The following is a 14,316-nucleotide window of genomic DNA, read 5'->3' on the forward strand; positions in this document are numbered from 1 at the left end:
AGAAAAGGTACTCACTCATGAATGTTGGGGTGCGATGAGCGACGATCGAGCAGTGGGCTCTGTATGGGCGCCTTTCAAGTCAACTGTCTTTCGTTGGCTGTGGGTGGCTACGCTTGCCTCCAATATCGGTACCTGGATCAACGACACGACGTCCGGCTGGATGATGACGTCCCTATCGGCATCGCCCTTGTTCGTCTCATTGGTACAAACCGCAGGGTCGCTGCCGGTTCTTGCGCTTGCCATGGTCGCAGGCGCTCTCGCCGATATCGTGGATCGACGACGCTTTCTGATCATCACGCAATCCTGGACGCTGATCGTGGCGACCGCGCTCTCGGTAACGACGTGGATACATATGCTTACGCCGGAGCTGCTCTTGCTGCTCACGCTCGGGCTCGGCATCGGTTCCGCCATGAGCATGCCGGCGATGTCGTCGACCACTCCCGAAGTAGTGCCAGCCGCACAGTTGCCTGCCGCCGTGGCGATGACTTCCATCGGGTTCAATGCCTCCCGCGCGATTGGCCCGGCGATCGGCGGACTCATCCTGCTCAGCCTCGGTCCAGCTACCGCGTATGCGTTGAACGCCTTGTCCTTCCTGGCGGTGATTGGCGTATTGCTGTGGTGGAAGCGCGAGCCGACCCGATCGGATCTGCCCGCGGAGCAGTTCTTCGGTGCCTTGCGCGCCGGTGTCCGCTACGTGGCCAACTCTTCGGATTTCCGTGGCGTGTTGCTGCGCGCCGTGCTGTTCTTTCTGTTTGCCACAGCCACCTGGTCTTTGCTCCCGCTCTATGTGCGCGGCGAGCTCAAGGCGGGACCCGCGATCTATGGCGTGATGCTGGGCAGTGCAGGGCTGGGCGCTATCGTGGGCGGGCTCTTGTTGCCGATGCTTCGGCCATGGCTCAGCCGGGAACAGCAAGTGTTGGCCGCAAGCGTGCTCTATGCGCTGACGATGGTATCGATGGCTTACTTGCGTGACCCTGTCTTCGCGTGTGCGGCGATGATGATCATCGGCGCCTGCTGGATCGCCGTGCTGTCGGCCTTGCAGGTTTCGGCGCAAACCACGGTTCCTTCATGGGTGCGTGCCCGCGCGCTTTCGATTTATATCACCGCGTTTTCCACGGGGCTGGTTGTTGGCAGCGCGGTGTGGGGCTGGGCGGCCTCTCATTGGGGCATCCAGTCGGCACTGTCTGCGGCGTCGCTCGGTCTGGCTCTGTCAGCCGCAGCCACCATGAAGATCGGCCTGAAAGGCAAGGACCCGGATGACCTCGTGCCGTCGGCGCACTGGCCCTTGCCGATTGTCTCCGAAGAGATCGTTCGCGATCGCGGCCCAGCTCTGGTCAACGTTTCCTATTCGGTTCGCCCGGAATGCCGTGCCGAATTTCTCAAAGCCATGCATGAATTGGGACGTGGCCGACGCCGCAACGGTGCCATCTTCTGGTGCATCTTTCAGAACGCGGAGCATCCGGATGATTACATCGAAACCTTCATGATCGCCTCCTGGCTTGAACATCTGCGTCAACATGAGCGTGTTTCGCGTGACGATCAGCGGCTGCAATCCGCCATCGAGGCCCTCTTGAACGAGGGTCATGCGCCTGTCGTACGCCATTACATTGGCGGGCAGGGTTAAACCTGAGCGGACGATGTGCAGCATCGTGTCGCTCTGCCGGAAGTGATCGATAACGACCGGTGAATCAACCGTATCAGCTTGGTGAAGGAGACCATGAACGATGGACAAGACTATCTCGATCAAAAATAACTCGTCTGCGCATCGATTCGAGGCAGAGGTTGACGGCGAAGTCGCCGTTGCGACCTACAGCATCGACGGCCAGACCATTACTTTCATACACACCGTCGTGCCAGTCGCTCTCCGTGGCCGGGGTATCGCCACGCAGTTGATACGCACGGCGCTCGCGGATTCGCGAGAACATCATTGGAGTGTCGTTCCCCAATGCCCCATGTTTGCGGCCTATATGAAGAGTCATCCGGAAACCCACGATCTGTTGGCGCCAGAGGGTCGAAAAATGCTGGGGCTCGCATAGCCTCTTACGCCGGAAGTGAGCGCTGATTTTTCGCGGTGGATTCCACCCGGATCGGCAGGTGGTCGGAGACCGACATGAGAAGTGAGGAGAAAGCTACCGTTTCAGGTATAGGAGGGGAGGGGATGACTGCTTAAGCTGCTCCCGGACTTCTCGCAATCGTAGGGTATGGGTTCTACAGCCATCGGAGGAGCAGGGTATGACGCGAAGCTCTCGTGAAATTGACACATCTGTGCCGCCGAGCGGCAGCGGATGTGTTGAATGTCTGAAAGAAGGCAACTGGTGGCTACACCTGAGGCGATGCGCTCAGTGCGGTCATGTTGGATGTTGTGATGCATCGCCAAACCAGCATGCAACGAAACATTTTCACGCGACGGGTCACCCGTTCATAGCGAGCTACGAACCAGATGAAGCGTGGTTCTATGACTATCGCCAGAATGTCTTTTTCGATGGCCCCGAACTAGCGCCTCCGTTGTCGCATCCGCGCCATCAGCCTGTCCCAGGCCCTGCAGGCGCTGTTCCTTCGAACTGGATGGATCTATTGCATGACTGAAGGTCTGCGTGCCCTCAACGGGATTCGGACGCGCCCTGACCTCCATTAACCAGTGCGAGATATGTGCCGGACACGCAAAGAACTTGAAGTGATGATCGTCGAGCTCGGGAAGGGTATTCCTGACATGATCGAGGCATTCCCCGAACCTTCGGATTTTTGGGAAGCGTTCGACGAAAAATCCGATCCTATCGAGGAGGCTGCCTGTTCCACGGATGTGGACTGGGTGCGGCAACGCATTGCCATCTTGCTGATGCAGTACAACGTTCCAGATGCGCCAGACTACGCTGGCTGATGTCCAGCCGCACCGCAGTCGCTGCGTTACGCGGCACGTAGCATGTGTGCATGCTTATTTATCTGCGCGTTTTCCCAAATAGCCAATCGCGCCACCAAAAACCGGGATAAATATCACTCGGAAGGTCATGGTCGAGACCTTCGTACTCCCTTAACACTATCTTCTGTCCTCCTGCATCTTTGATGGATTTATAGAATCTACGGTCAGACGTTATGGGATTCTCGCTATCCGAGCCTCCGTGGATGACGAGGATGGGAAGGTTTCTATAGATGCTTGCTAGTGAATCATCTGGCGCAATGCCGGAAATCGGAACAATTGCGGCGAAGAGAGATGGCTCCAGCATGGGTGAAAGCCACGCGGCCGATCCCCCCATGGAAAATCCAACGGCATATGTTCTCGACTGATCCACTGGGTGGCGAGAAGAAAAATCTTTCACCAACTCCATTGCAGATTTCAGCGCTTCGGACGGCTCGGATTTTTGGTCTGGCGTAACAGGGCCGTAGTTGGCACTCCTGATATGAAACTGTGGAATAAGAACAAAGGCTTGGTAGCGCTCACGCACTTCCGGCATGGCCCAGCTTTTTGCTAGGCGATCAAGTTGGCTCACATTGTCCTCGCCTATACCACCCGACCCATGGAGTTGCAGAATGAGTGGATAGATAGTTCCGGCCTTAAGGTGCGAAGGAGCAAGTAGTCGGTAGGAAACAGTCGTTCCGTCAGGTGCTTGGAATTTCTCGCCCTGAAACTCATTTGCCGAAACGGATTCAAAGACGTTCTTGCCTAATGGCCGTATACCTTGGATACGCTCTTGTTGAACAGCACTGGACGTACAGCCAGTAACCAGTGCGTAGACGAGAATTACTGCGTACCTACGAATCGTCATTTCTCAGCTCCAGATAACGGTTGGTGTAGCACCACGCCTCGCGAGGCCAGATGCCACTCAAGATGTGCCGCTTCTTGGATTTCGCGGCACCGAAACTCCGCATGTCACTAAGCAGCATTAGTTGCTTCAATAGTCCCGAGGGCCGACGGCTTGTGCACGCCAGTCGTGAAGGCCCGAACCTGCCGAAGATATCCTGGGCCTCCTCGTGCTCGAGCCGTTGGCGCCCAGAGTCACTCCATCGCGCACGATGGACAAACCATCCATTCGCGCGGCTGCATCCGGATACTCAGTCCTTCATACGAGTCATGATCCGCTCGAACATCGACTGTCGTTCCAGCGCGTCATCCAGCCGGTCAAGGCATGCCATCAGCTGGCCTGTTTCTGCCGTGAGGTCCAGCGCCGCTTCTTCGAAGGATTGCCACAGTGGCTGTAGCCGGCGGACCAGGCGCCGCCCGGCGGCGGTGAGTGCCAGCCTGCGCCGCCGCGCATCCGTCGCGTCGGCCTGGGAATCGACAAGGCCCGCTCTTTCCAGCGAATGTCGCGTCTGGCTGACCGAGACATGGGTGATTCTCAGCGTCGATGCCAGTTCACCGACGGTAGCAGGGCCATTGAGCGCCAGCTGATTGAGCACCCCAAGCCAACGTTGCTCGAATTCGATTCCCAGCGCGGCATACACGCGGGCCGCATCACCATCGATGCTCTCCGAAAGCCGTCTAAGCCGCGCGCCAATGCCGGCACCCGCCAAGCCTCTTACATAGTCCATTCAACATACCCGTCTTGAGTTCCTTGACATTATGTAGGCGCCTACGAATATCATGCAAGCCTACCGCTGATCGCCCGAGAGAGGCAGAAACGTGACCTGTCGTGATCCCGACTTTCTCCTGATAAGTAGGCGCAGGCTGCTGGCAGCCGGGCTTGCCGCCTTTGTACTGCCTTCCTTCGGCAGGCAACTGGACAGGCTCATCGAGAGTTCTCCCACCTTCGACGCTTTCGTCGCGAAACAAATGCGCTTGGCCAAGATTCCGGGATTGGCCGTGGGCTTGGCGCGAGCGGGCGTCGTGCGCCTGGCGCGGGGCTATGGCTATGCCGATATCGATCGGCGGCGGCCGGTAACGGCGGAGACGCTGTTCCACCTCGCCTCCGTCACCAAGACGGTGACCGCTACGGCTATCATGCAGCTCGCCGAAGCGGGGCGATTGAGCATGGACGAACCCGTCGCTCGTCATCTTGATTTCCCTGTGGCCAATCCGCGCCACCCGGATGCGCCGATCACCTTTCGTCATCTGTTGATGCATACCTCCAGTATTTCGGACGCGAAATACTATGAGGTCGACTTTCGAGAGCAGGGCCGCGATGCGACGCTGCCGCTGGCCGATTTCCTGAAGGAGTATCTTGTGCCGGGCGGTCGGGCCTACTCCAGCGAGAAGTGCTTCGCAAATGTGGCGCCTGGCTCGACGTGGGATTACAGCAATGTCGGCTATGGCCTGTTGGGTTATCTCGCCGGCCGTATAGGCAATGAAGACATGCGCGAACAGACCCACAGACGGATATATGCGCCGCTGGCGATGCACCATACCCATTGGACCCTGAGTGACACCCCTGCGGCCCAGGTGGCAACGCCTTACGACATGGTCGACGGTGTCCTCACCGCGGTGAAGCCCGTGGGTTTCCCCGACTGGCCCGCCGGCATGCTTCGTTCCTCCATCGCGGATTTCATTCGTTTCGTGGCTGCATCCGCCAACGGCGGCAGCGCCCTTGGCGCCCGGATCCTCAGGACGCAAACCATGGCGCAGATGCTCGACATGCAGAAACCCGCGGGGCTGCCCGATTGGCTGACTGGCCAAGGGCTCGGCTGGATGGCTTCGCGGTTTAACGGTACCGTGACGCCGAATCACTGGGGTGGTGACCCGGGCGTCTTCACGGCGGTCTATATCGCACCCCAGACGCGAACAGGCGTCGCGCTGTTTGCCAATGCAACGGCTACGACCGAAAGCAAAACGGCCATGAAAAATATCGCCAGTCGACTACTAGGCATGGGAGAGGGTGGCTAACCCTCGAGAGGCGTTATCAGGTCGCAGCCTGGATTTACCTTGCGGGGCAGAGCAACGACCGGAGCGAGCCTCCGAGAGACCCTGAGCGCCGAGATTTCTGCCGGCGCCACTTACTCGATCGTGTGTCGGGCATCTCGCAAGCAAAGGTCAACGCCATCGCCAGGCGATTGAACGAACGTCAGAGGAAGACCAGCGACCGAGTAGTCGGCGGGCCGGCTCATGCATGCCGAAACGAGATCGCCGGTAGCAACTGGCGACAGCCTCGCACAGCCTACGATCGCAAGCTGGATTTTTTTTGCGTTGCAGCGTGACACCCCGCGTCTTCGGCGTCTTAATCGCTCTCAGGGGATTTAGATCGATCCAAGTCAAGAGCAATTCGGGTCATATCGCTTTGCGAAGGATCTGATCGACTTGGAGTGAGGCGGGGAGGGCTAAGGACCGCGCATCACGCGCCGCCCGAGATGTCGCTGTTTCCCGCCAGACCGGTTGGAAGGAATGGGAAGCGCCGCATGAAACCAGAAACCGTCCGTATTCCCGTGATGACAAGCCCCTGCACAGCATGCGTGCCCGCGTTCGTGAGGGCTGTTGCCAGGAGCGGGCATGGTTGCCACCGTGTTCTCCGCATGAGTTCCGGGGTGGCGATCACCCGTTTCCGTCGATGTGTTCACTCCGTCGAGCGGCGATCGCAAGCGCATCCGGTGCCTTGAAACTTCCATCGCTGACGAGCCTGGCGCTTGTTGGCTGCCGAAATTTTAGATCGATCCAATTCGAGAGGGAGGAGGACACCTGCAGTAACAGATCGTGCATCGCAGCAGTGATCAAACGGGGGGTCACCGCGCCGGCTCTGAACGGCGCACCAAGTATGGGAATCAAGAAAGATGACTTATCTGCCTCACGCGTTTACGCGCAAGCCGTTGTACGCCGCACTCGCCTTGGCGACCTTGTCATTTGGCGGCTGCCTGGGAATACCCGCGGTCGCCTTTGCACAGACATCTGCGCCTGCTTCAACCTCAACGACAACACCGACGCCAGCGCCGGCGTCCGATAAAGACAAGAAAGCCAAAAAAGAGAAAACCGGGAACGCAACCAATCCCACTACGCTCCAAACGGTCGTCGTCACGAGTTTTCGCCAGTCGGTCGACCAGAACATGCAGGACAAGCGCGATTCCAATTCCATCGTCGAGGTCATCAACGCGCAGAACATCGCGCAGTTCCCCGCCAAGAACATCGCCGATGCCCTGGCGCATGTGCCCGGCGTGGTCATCACCCGCGAGTCGGGCGAAGGCAAGACGGTCAGCATTCGAGGCCTTGCGCCCGAGCTGACGCTGACTGAATTGAACGGCAACTACGTGGCCTCGGCCGATACCTCGGCCGGCCTGACGCGGTCGTTCAACTACTCGATGATGCCCGCCAACATGTTTTCGGACATCAAGCTCTACAAGAGCCTGGAAGCGCGTCTGGATGAAGGTGGCATCGGCGGCAACGTGGACCTGCGCACGCGCCGCCCGCTGGAGATGAAGGCGAACGACGGCTTCGTGTCCGTCAATGGCGCGGGCTCCGACAACAGCAGCAAGATCACTCCGCAAGTCTCGGCGCTGTGGTCGTGGAAAAACAAGGACCAGACCTTCGGCGTCCTGGTCGCGGGGTCGTACCAGAAGCGCCGGGATATCGATTACACGGCCAATGCGTCGAGTTGGCACTGGTGGGCCAACAACTGCACCGACCAGGCGACGTGCACCGAACCGCCGGTAAACGTGCATGGGCAGCAGTACGACAGTGCGGTGGCATCCAACCTCGCCCTGTGGCCGGGTGGCGGCGTGACCGACCAGGCCGGCAACAGCTATTCGGGCTACTGGATGCCGCAGCAGTTCGCCACCAGCCGCAACCAGCTGGACCTGAAGACCAAGGGTCTCCAGGCCACCATGCAACTCAAGCCCAGCGATCATTTTCTGCTGACGGGCAATTACTTCCGCTTCCAGCGGCAGCAGACCCAGATCACCAACACCCTGGAGGTACCCGAGTGGGGCCTGCCCACCGGCAGCTACGCGGACCAGCAGGGCAGGCTGCTCGCTCCCAATGGATTGACGTTCGACCCGTCGCACACTGTCGTCACCGGTGCGAACTACGTGCTTCCGCCCGCAGGTACGGGCTGCAACTCGCTGACCAACCCCGTCACCGGCGCGCAACGACAGCCGGTGGACGTCTGTTCCACGGAGATACCGTGGCTCAACGGCAACTACTCCATCGAAAAGGCCACCTCGCAAACCCTCAACCTCGAAGGCGAGTGGGACAACGGCGGCAGCCTCAGCGGATCGTTCAACGTAGGCCGCACATGGGCGACGGGCGGCCCCTCGGTGGAACTGGGCATGGCCGCCAAGCCGCGCAACTTCGTCAATGGCCAGTGGGTGGACGGCAGCAACGGAGCCGCATGGACGCTGAACGGCAAGCCGACCCTCACGGCCTCGCCGAACGTGCTGCAGAACATGCTCGCCGGTGCGGGACAGGTGGACCTTGGCTCGACCGGTTCCAACATGGTCAATACCAGCACCTCGCAGAATTTCGCCCAGGCGGACTTCACGTGGGCCTTCGAGGACAGCTGGATGCAATCGCTGCAGTTCGGCGTCAAGTACCGCGACAACCATGCCGAGCAGCAGGGCAACGAACTGCGCTGGTACTGCAAGGGCACTACGTTGCAGTTCCAGTCCTGCGATCCGAATGCCGGCCAGTTGCCGGCGGGCTTCCTCCTGCCGAACTCGCTCGACGGCAACACCGAGGCCTACAACGACAACACCTTCCCGGCGATCAATTTCCCGGCCTACTACAACCACCTCAACTCCACCTACGACCGGGTGGCGTACAACCATCCCGAAGACAAGTCGACGATCCGGGAAAAGATCTCGGCCGCCTACGTTCAGGCGAACTTCGATACGGGCTCGCTACGAGGCAACGTGGGCCTTCGCTTTGTCAGCACGAAGCAAGACCTCACCGTCGCCGACGAGATCACCACCAACAATGCGGTGTATTACCACGACGCGAACGGCAACATCCTGATCTGTCCGGCCAATGGCGTGAACGCCGGTGGCGGTCCGTGCGCACCGGGCGATTTCCAGTACCTGCCGCGCGAGCAGTCGGTGGTGCAGACGTTCTCCAACGCTTCTACCTCCAAGCGGTACAACAAGCTCCTGCCCAGCTTCAACGTCGCGTGGACCTTCGCGAACGACTTCGTGCTGCGCGCGGCCGGGTCGCAGGCGATGGCACGTGCCAATTACACCGACCTGGCCCAGCTGGGCAGCCTCACCGACAACACCCAGGCCTACTACAACGATCGCAAGCAGTTCGGCGCACCTCTGCCCGGGTGGTACGGCAGCGGCGCCAACGCGGATCTGAAGCCGTTCACGGCCACCCAGTTCGACCTGGCGGGCGAGTGGTACTACGCGCCCGAATCGGTCGTCGGCCTAGATCTGTTCGAGAAGAAGGTGAAGAACTTCGTCGTACCGGTCACCGTCAACAACATCACGGTGAATGTCGGTGGCACCGAACAGAACTTCATGCAGTACAGCACCAATGCCAACGGCCGCTCGGGCACCTCCAAGGGCGTGGAGCTCTACACGCAGCACACCTTCAAATCGGGCTTTGGCTACATCGCCAATTACACGCTCAACAAGACCAACGAAACTCCCGTTTCGCTCGGCGACACCCAGGTGGGCAAGTCGGAGCTGATCGGCAGCGCCAAGTACGCGGCGAACGTGTCGTTGTTCTATGAAAAGAATGGACTCCTGCTTCGCGCCACCAATAACTGGACGGGCCGGACCATGCAGGGCTTGTCGTCGGGCCTGCCGATCTATACGCGGCCGTACCACCAGCTCGACTTGAATGGCGACTACGAGTTCAACAAGCACCTGATGGTGACTGCGTCGATCATCAACCTGACGCGTTCCATGCCTCGCCAATACCTGGGCGGCGACACGACGGCACGCCTGTACGAGCTGGAGTATGCCGGGCGCCAGTACTACGTGGGCCTGACATACAAGTTCGGCGATGGTGGTTGAAAGAGGGCGGGCAGGGTCGGGCTTCTTGCCTGACCCTGCAGCCGGCCGGCCTTCCGCCTTTCTCCTTCTCTCAGCCGGGGAGAAGGAGAGAGTTGCCACGCGCACGGAGGCGGATGCGCCTTCACTCCGCAACAGGAAGAGATCATGAACTCCTCTCTCGCACGCCTTCGTCGTCGCGCTTCGGCCTTTTTCGACCGGCGCGCCGGCATGGCCATCGTGCTGGCGATCTTCGCGGCCGGAAGCATCGGCGCGGGCCATGCCAGGAATGGCAGCACGCCTCCATCCGCAATGTCAGCCGTCGATGAGGCCAACCCCTTGGTCGGTACCGAGCCACTGGATAGGCAGGCCTTGATCGGCAACGCACCACCGCCGGGCGAGCCGCTGTATTCGGGCATGACGTCGCCGGGTGCGAGCTTGCCGCAAAGTTCCACCGAGGCGGCGCCGGTCAACATCAACGCCGATCTCAGCTATCCCACGGGCGTCGCCGCGTCCTATGCCTACGGCCGTCCGACGATGATCGGCTTCACCGGCGGCGGCTCGACCTACGGCGCCCGCGCCGCGCCGATGATCATGCCGGTGGTCGGTGACTGGACCGTACCGCCGGACTATGCGCCGTCGTACTACGACAAGGCGCGTGAAAAGGCATCGCCCGGCTACTATGCGGTCGACCTCGCCACATTCCACACCCGTGTCGAGCTGACGGCGACGCAATGGACCAGCCTGATCCGCTTCACCTTTCCGGCGAGCCATCGCTCGAACGTCGTGGTCAATCTGCGCCGCGCCGGGGGCAACGTGGAGGTGGTCGATGACCACACCATTCGCGGCGTCGCCGAGGAGGGGCGCGCGGAGCGCGACTCGGACGGCGCCTGGTTCGTCGCGGAATTCTCGCGTCCGTTCGCGGGCTTCGGCACCTTCCGCGCGAACCTGAGCGACAAAGGCGAAGGGCTCGGTGGCGAGGACGTGCAGGCTGCCCGCCGCAAGGTCTCCGGCAGCTATGCAGGCGCCTACGTCACCTTCGACACGCGTTCTGGCGAGCAGGTGCTCGTGAGAATCGCCCACGGCCACAGTGCCGAGGAAGCCGAGCAGCGTCTGCACGCCGAGGCTGGCGGCTGGGATTTCGAACGCGTGCACGCCCAGGCGCGCGCGGCCTGGGCGCAACTGTTCGATCGTGTCGAAGTCGCCGGCGGCACGCCGAAGCAGCGCATGCTGTTCTACTCGACGCTGTATCACTCGTTCGCCAGCCCACGGCTGATCGCGCGCAAGGGCGCCCGCTTCACCGACGCGGACGGCCACGCCCAGGTCGCCACCTACGATCGCTACGGGCCGGTGCCTTTCTGGGATACCGGCCGCAACCAGATCGCGCTGCTGATGCTGCTCGAGCCGGACGTCGTGCAGGACATCATGCACTCCGAGCTGGACCGTGCGCGCGAACGCGGCTACATGGACACGTCGTTCCACGGCGACCATGCCGTATTCCTCTACGACGGAGCATGGCAGCGCGGCATCCCGTTCGATTACGCCGCCGCGTACACGTATCTGCGCAAGAATGCGACCGACCCGAAGGGGCCGCGCGGTTACCTCACCGAATACATGAAGAACGGCTGGATCGCCGACATCGTGCCGCCGGGCAATCCCAGCCCGCCGTATGCCGGTGGCAAGGCAGGCGTCGCCACCACGCTCGAATACGCCTGGGACGATCATGCGCTGGCCGATGTCGCCCGTCGTCTGGGCAAGACGGACGACGCCCAGATGTTCATGCGCCGCGCCACGAACTACCGCAACGTATTCGATCCGTCGGTGGGCTTCATGCGCGGCCGCACCGCGGATGGCAAGTGGATCTCGCCGTTCGATCCGGGCGAGCCGTACTACAACTTCATGATGAAGGAAGCCTCGGGCTGGTCCACGCTGTGGCTGGTGCCGCACGACGTGCAAGGCTTGATGAATCTGCTCGGCGGCCGCGATGCATTCAACGCCAAGCTCGATGCCTTTTTCTCCACGCCTTACCAGCCCCAAGGCATCTGCCGCGACTGCACAGGCATGATCGGGCAGTACGTGCAGGGCAACCAGCCGGACCAGCAGGCGGCCTACCTCTATGCATGGAGCGGCCAGCCCTGGAAGACGCAGGCGCTGACACGTCGCATCCTCGCCGAGCTGTACGGCAGCGACGCCAGCGGCTACGGCTTTCCCGGCATGGACGACCAGGGCTCGACTTCATCGTGGTATGTGCTCAGCGCGATGGGCTTCTATCCGGTCGACCCTTCGAGTCCCGACTACGTCATCGGCAGTCCGATCTTCGACCGGATCCGGTTGCGCATGGGCAACGGCAAGATCTTCGAGATCGTCGCGCGCAACAACTCGGCCCGGAACATATACATCAAGTCCGCTACGCTCAACGGCAAGCCGTGGACCAAACCCTGGTTCAGCTATGCCGACATCGCGAACGGCGCCACGTTGGTGCTCACGATGGGGCCCGAGCCGAACAAGGCCTGGGGTGGGGACCCGCACGATGCGCCGCCGTCGATGTCGGTGGAGCGGCCATGATCGCCGGGGTATTGCAACGTCTCATGAGGAAGTGCGAATGACGAGCAACATCGGGATCCGAGGCATGAGTGCCTTGATGAACATGGCCATGGCGATGAGCTTCGCCTCGATGGCGATGGCGGCACCGGAGCAGACAACCATCTGGAACGGCAAGGTGGCGCCCTTGGCGACACCGTGGACGACCGAGGTGTCGCCCCGCAACGCGTTGCCCGAGTACCCGCGCCCGCAGCTGGCGCGCCCGTCGCTGGAGCATCCGCAATGGATGAGTCTCAACGGGCTTTGGCAATACGCGCCGGATGACGGGCAGGGCAAGCCGCCGTTCGGCCAGACGCTGAAGGGGCATGTTCTGGTGCCGTATCCGATCGAGTCCGTGCTCTCGGGCGTGCAAAAGCATTCGGACTTCATGTTCTATCGCCGGCTGGTGGACATCCCGGCTGCCTTCACCGCGCATGGCCAGCACGTGCGGCTGAATTTCGGTGCGGTGGACCACGACGCCACGGTCTACGTCAACGGTACGCAGATAGCGCGCCATGCGGGTGGCTATACATCTTTCAGTGCGGACATCACGTCGGCGATTCGCCCCCAGGGAGCGCAGGAGATCATCGTCGCCGTGCATGCGCCGGTGGACGCCGCCAACGTGATGGTCGGCAAGCAGCGGCTGAAACCCGAAGGCATCTTCTACACGGCGGCCTCGGGAATCTGGCAGTCGGTATGGCTGGAGCCGGTGCCGGCCATCAGCCTGGCGCAGCTGAATTTCACACCGGCCCGTACTCTGGATGCCTTCGCAGTCACTTCGAAGCTGGATGGCCGTAGCGAGCGCGCCACGCTGCATGTCACCGCGTATGCGGATGGCAAGGCGGTAGGTGAGGCGAGTGGTGCAGCCGGCCAACCGCTGCATCTGGCCATCGCGCATCCGCGCCTGTGGAGCCCGCAGGATCCCTTCCTGTACACCTTCAAGGCCACGCTTACGCAGGGCGATCAACGCGACGAAGTGACCAGCTATGCCGGCCTGCGCTCCATCGGTGTCGAGAAGGTAGGCGGGCGCAACCGCATCGTGTTGAACGGCAAGCCGACCTTCCTGCTGGCCACGCTGGACCAGGGCTACTGGCCGGACGGCATCTACACCGCGCCCACCGACGCGGCGCTGAAGTTCGACATACAGAAGACCAGAGACCTGGGCTTCAACACCATCCGCAAACACATCAAGGTGGAACCGGCACGCTGGTATTACTGGGCCGACCGCATCGGCCTGATGGTATGGCAGGACATGCCGGCGCTGCCGACCGATCGCAACGACAAGCTCAGCGCCGCCGACAAGACCGCCTTCCGCGCCGATGTCTCGTCCATCGTCGAGCAGCTCGAGGGCGAAACCTCGATCATCGGCTGGATTCCGTTCAACGAGGGCTGGGGCCAGTGGAGCATTCCGGCCGCCGCCGAACTGGCCGCGCAGATCAAGCAACTCGACCCGTCGCGCCTGGTCGATGCGCGCAGCGGCGCCAACTGTTGCGACACCAAGGGCGACCCGCACGCCGGCGACGTCTACGACGTACATGACTACCAGGGCCCCGGCCTGCCCAGCCCGGACGCAGAGCGCGCCGCCATCGACGGCGAGCACGGCGGCCTGACCCTGGGCATTCCCGGCCATGTCTGGCCCAACACGCCGATCAACCCTTACGGCGCAGTGAAGGATCACGACGCATTGAACGCCGGCTACGTCGCCAATACCGCCGTGCTGCGCGACAAGGGTGTGGCCAAAGGCATGTCCGGCAGCGTCTACACCCAGATCACCGATGTCGAGGGCGAGCACAACGGCTTGTACACCTACGACCGCAAAGTCGAGAAGGTGGATGAGGTCAAGGTGCGCGCGATCAATGAGGAGACGATACGCGCCGGCGCGCAGCCCTGAGGCCCGCG

Annotated in this window: 11 protein-coding genes; 8 read left to right on the top strand and 3 right to left on the bottom strand. The window is 61.5% G+C overall.

Annotation, left to right across the window (positions count from 1 at the left end):
• Positions 1-34 precede the first annotated feature (34 nt).
• The 4 genes from BUA26_RS12895 (at position 35) to BUA26_RS12910 (ending at position 2,878) form a co-directional block, all read left to right on the top strand.
• Positions 35-1,624 (top strand): MFS transporter, encoded by a 1,590-nt coding sequence (locus tag BUA26_RS12895; protein ID WP_072761227.1) that lies wholly within the window; start codon positions 35-37, stop codon positions 1,622-1,624.
• Between the two features lie 100 nt (positions 1,625-1,724).
• A complete protein-coding gene (locus BUA26_RS12900; protein WP_072761228.1) occupies positions 1,725-2,036 on the top strand; it encodes a GNAT family N-acetyltransferase in 312 nt (103 codons plus the stop codon).
• 196 nt (positions 2,037-2,232) lie between these two features.
• Positions 2,233-2,586 (top strand): UBP-type zinc finger domain-containing protein, encoded by a 354-nt coding sequence (locus BUA26_RS12905; protein ID WP_072761229.1) that lies wholly within the window; start codon positions 2,233-2,235, stop codon positions 2,584-2,586.
• Between the two features lie 91 nt (positions 2,587-2,677).
• A complete protein-coding gene (locus BUA26_RS12910; protein ID WP_143154268.1) occupies positions 2,678-2,878 on the top strand; it encodes a hypothetical protein in 201 nt (66 codons plus the stop codon).
• A 58-nt stretch (positions 2,879-2,936) separates the two neighbouring features.
• Here the strand turns inward: BUA26_RS12910 and BUA26_RS12915 are convergent, their stop codons facing one another.
• Positions 2,937-3,761, bottom strand: coding sequence for a carboxylesterase family protein (locus BUA26_RS12915; protein WP_072761231.1), 825 nt, complete (start codon positions 3,759-3,761; stop codon positions 2,937-2,939).
• A gap of 286 nt (positions 3,762-4,047) precedes the next feature.
• Positions 4,048-4,506, bottom strand: a complete 459-nt coding sequence (locus tag BUA26_RS12920; protein ID WP_255368322.1) for a MarR family winged helix-turn-helix transcriptional regulator — start codon at positions 4,504-4,506, stop codon at positions 4,048-4,050.
• A 109-nt stretch (positions 4,507-4,615) separates the two neighbouring features.
• Between BUA26_RS12920 and BUA26_RS12925 the strand changes: the two genes are divergently transcribed.
• Positions 4,616-5,812: a serine hydrolase domain-containing protein gene (locus tag BUA26_RS12925; protein WP_072761233.1), complete on the top strand. Its 1,197-nt coding sequence runs from the start codon at positions 4,616-4,618 to the stop codon at positions 5,810-5,812.
• A gap of 892 nt (positions 5,813-6,704) precedes the next feature.
• Here the strand turns inward: BUA26_RS12925 and BUA26_RS20750 are convergent.
• Positions 6,705-6,971 (bottom strand): hypothetical protein, encoded by a 267-nt coding sequence (locus BUA26_RS20750; protein WP_255368323.1) that lies wholly within the window; start codon positions 6,969-6,971, stop codon positions 6,705-6,707.
• Between BUA26_RS20750 and BUA26_RS12930 the strand changes: the two genes are divergently transcribed.
• The 3 genes from BUA26_RS12930 to BUA26_RS12940 all read left to right on the top strand — a co-directional run bounded on the left by BUA26_RS12930 (position 6,961) and on the right by BUA26_RS12940 (position 14,308).
• The gene (locus BUA26_RS12930) at positions 6,961-9,861 is read left to right on the top strand and encodes a TonB-dependent receptor (protein WP_255368324.1); all 2,901 of its coding nucleotides are present in this window, start codon (positions 6,961-6,963) and stop codon (positions 9,859-9,861) included. The two genes, BUA26_RS20750 and BUA26_RS12930, sit on opposite strands and share 11 nt — an antisense overlap.
• Positions 9,862-10,005: 144 nt before the next feature.
• Positions 10,006-12,402, top strand: coding sequence for a GH92 family glycosyl hydrolase (locus BUA26_RS12935; RefSeq protein WP_072761235.1), 2,397 nt, complete (start codon positions 10,006-10,008; stop codon positions 12,400-12,402).
• A gap of 64 nt (positions 12,403-12,466) precedes the next feature.
• Positions 12,467-14,308, top strand: a complete 1,842-nt coding sequence (locus BUA26_RS12940) for a glycoside hydrolase family 2 protein (protein WP_218587817.1) — start codon at positions 12,467-12,469, stop codon at positions 14,306-14,308.
• Positions 14,309-14,316: the final 8 nt, after the last annotated feature.

Source organism: Rhodanobacter sp. OK091 (assembly GCF_900142825.1).
In the GTDB taxonomy this organism is placed as follows: Bacteria; Pseudomonadota; Gammaproteobacteria; order Xanthomonadales; family Rhodanobacteraceae; genus Rhodanobacter.

Coding starts and splice junctions, on each gene's coding strand:
- BUA26_RS12910 (WP_143154268.1), top strand. CDS start 2,678: ATGATCGTCGAGCTCGGGAAGGGTATTCCTGACATGATCGAGGCATTC.
- BUA26_RS12905 (WP_072761229.1), top strand. CDS start 2,233: ATGACGCGAAGCTCTCGTGAAATTGACACATCTGTGCCGCCGAGCGGC.
- BUA26_RS12935 (WP_072761235.1), top strand. CDS start 10,006: ATGAACTCCTCTCTCGCACGCCTTCGTCGTCGCGCTTCGGCCTTTTTC.
- BUA26_RS12930 (WP_255368324.1), top strand. CDS start 6,961: ATGCAGGACAAGCGCGATTCCAATTCCATCGTCGAGGTCATCAACGCG.
- BUA26_RS12915 (WP_072761231.1), bottom strand. CDS start 3,761: ATGACGATTCGTAGGTACGCAGTAATTCTCGTCTACGCACTGGTTACT.
- BUA26_RS12895 (WP_072761227.1), top strand. CDS start 35: ATGAGCGACGATCGAGCAGTGGGCTCTGTATGGGCGCCTTTCAAGTCA.
- BUA26_RS12940 (WP_218587817.1), top strand. CDS start 12,467: ATGAGTGCCTTGATGAACATGGCCATGGCGATGAGCTTCGCCTCGATG.
- BUA26_RS12900 (WP_072761228.1), top strand. CDS start 1,725: ATGGACAAGACTATCTCGATCAAAAATAACTCGTCTGCGCATCGATTC.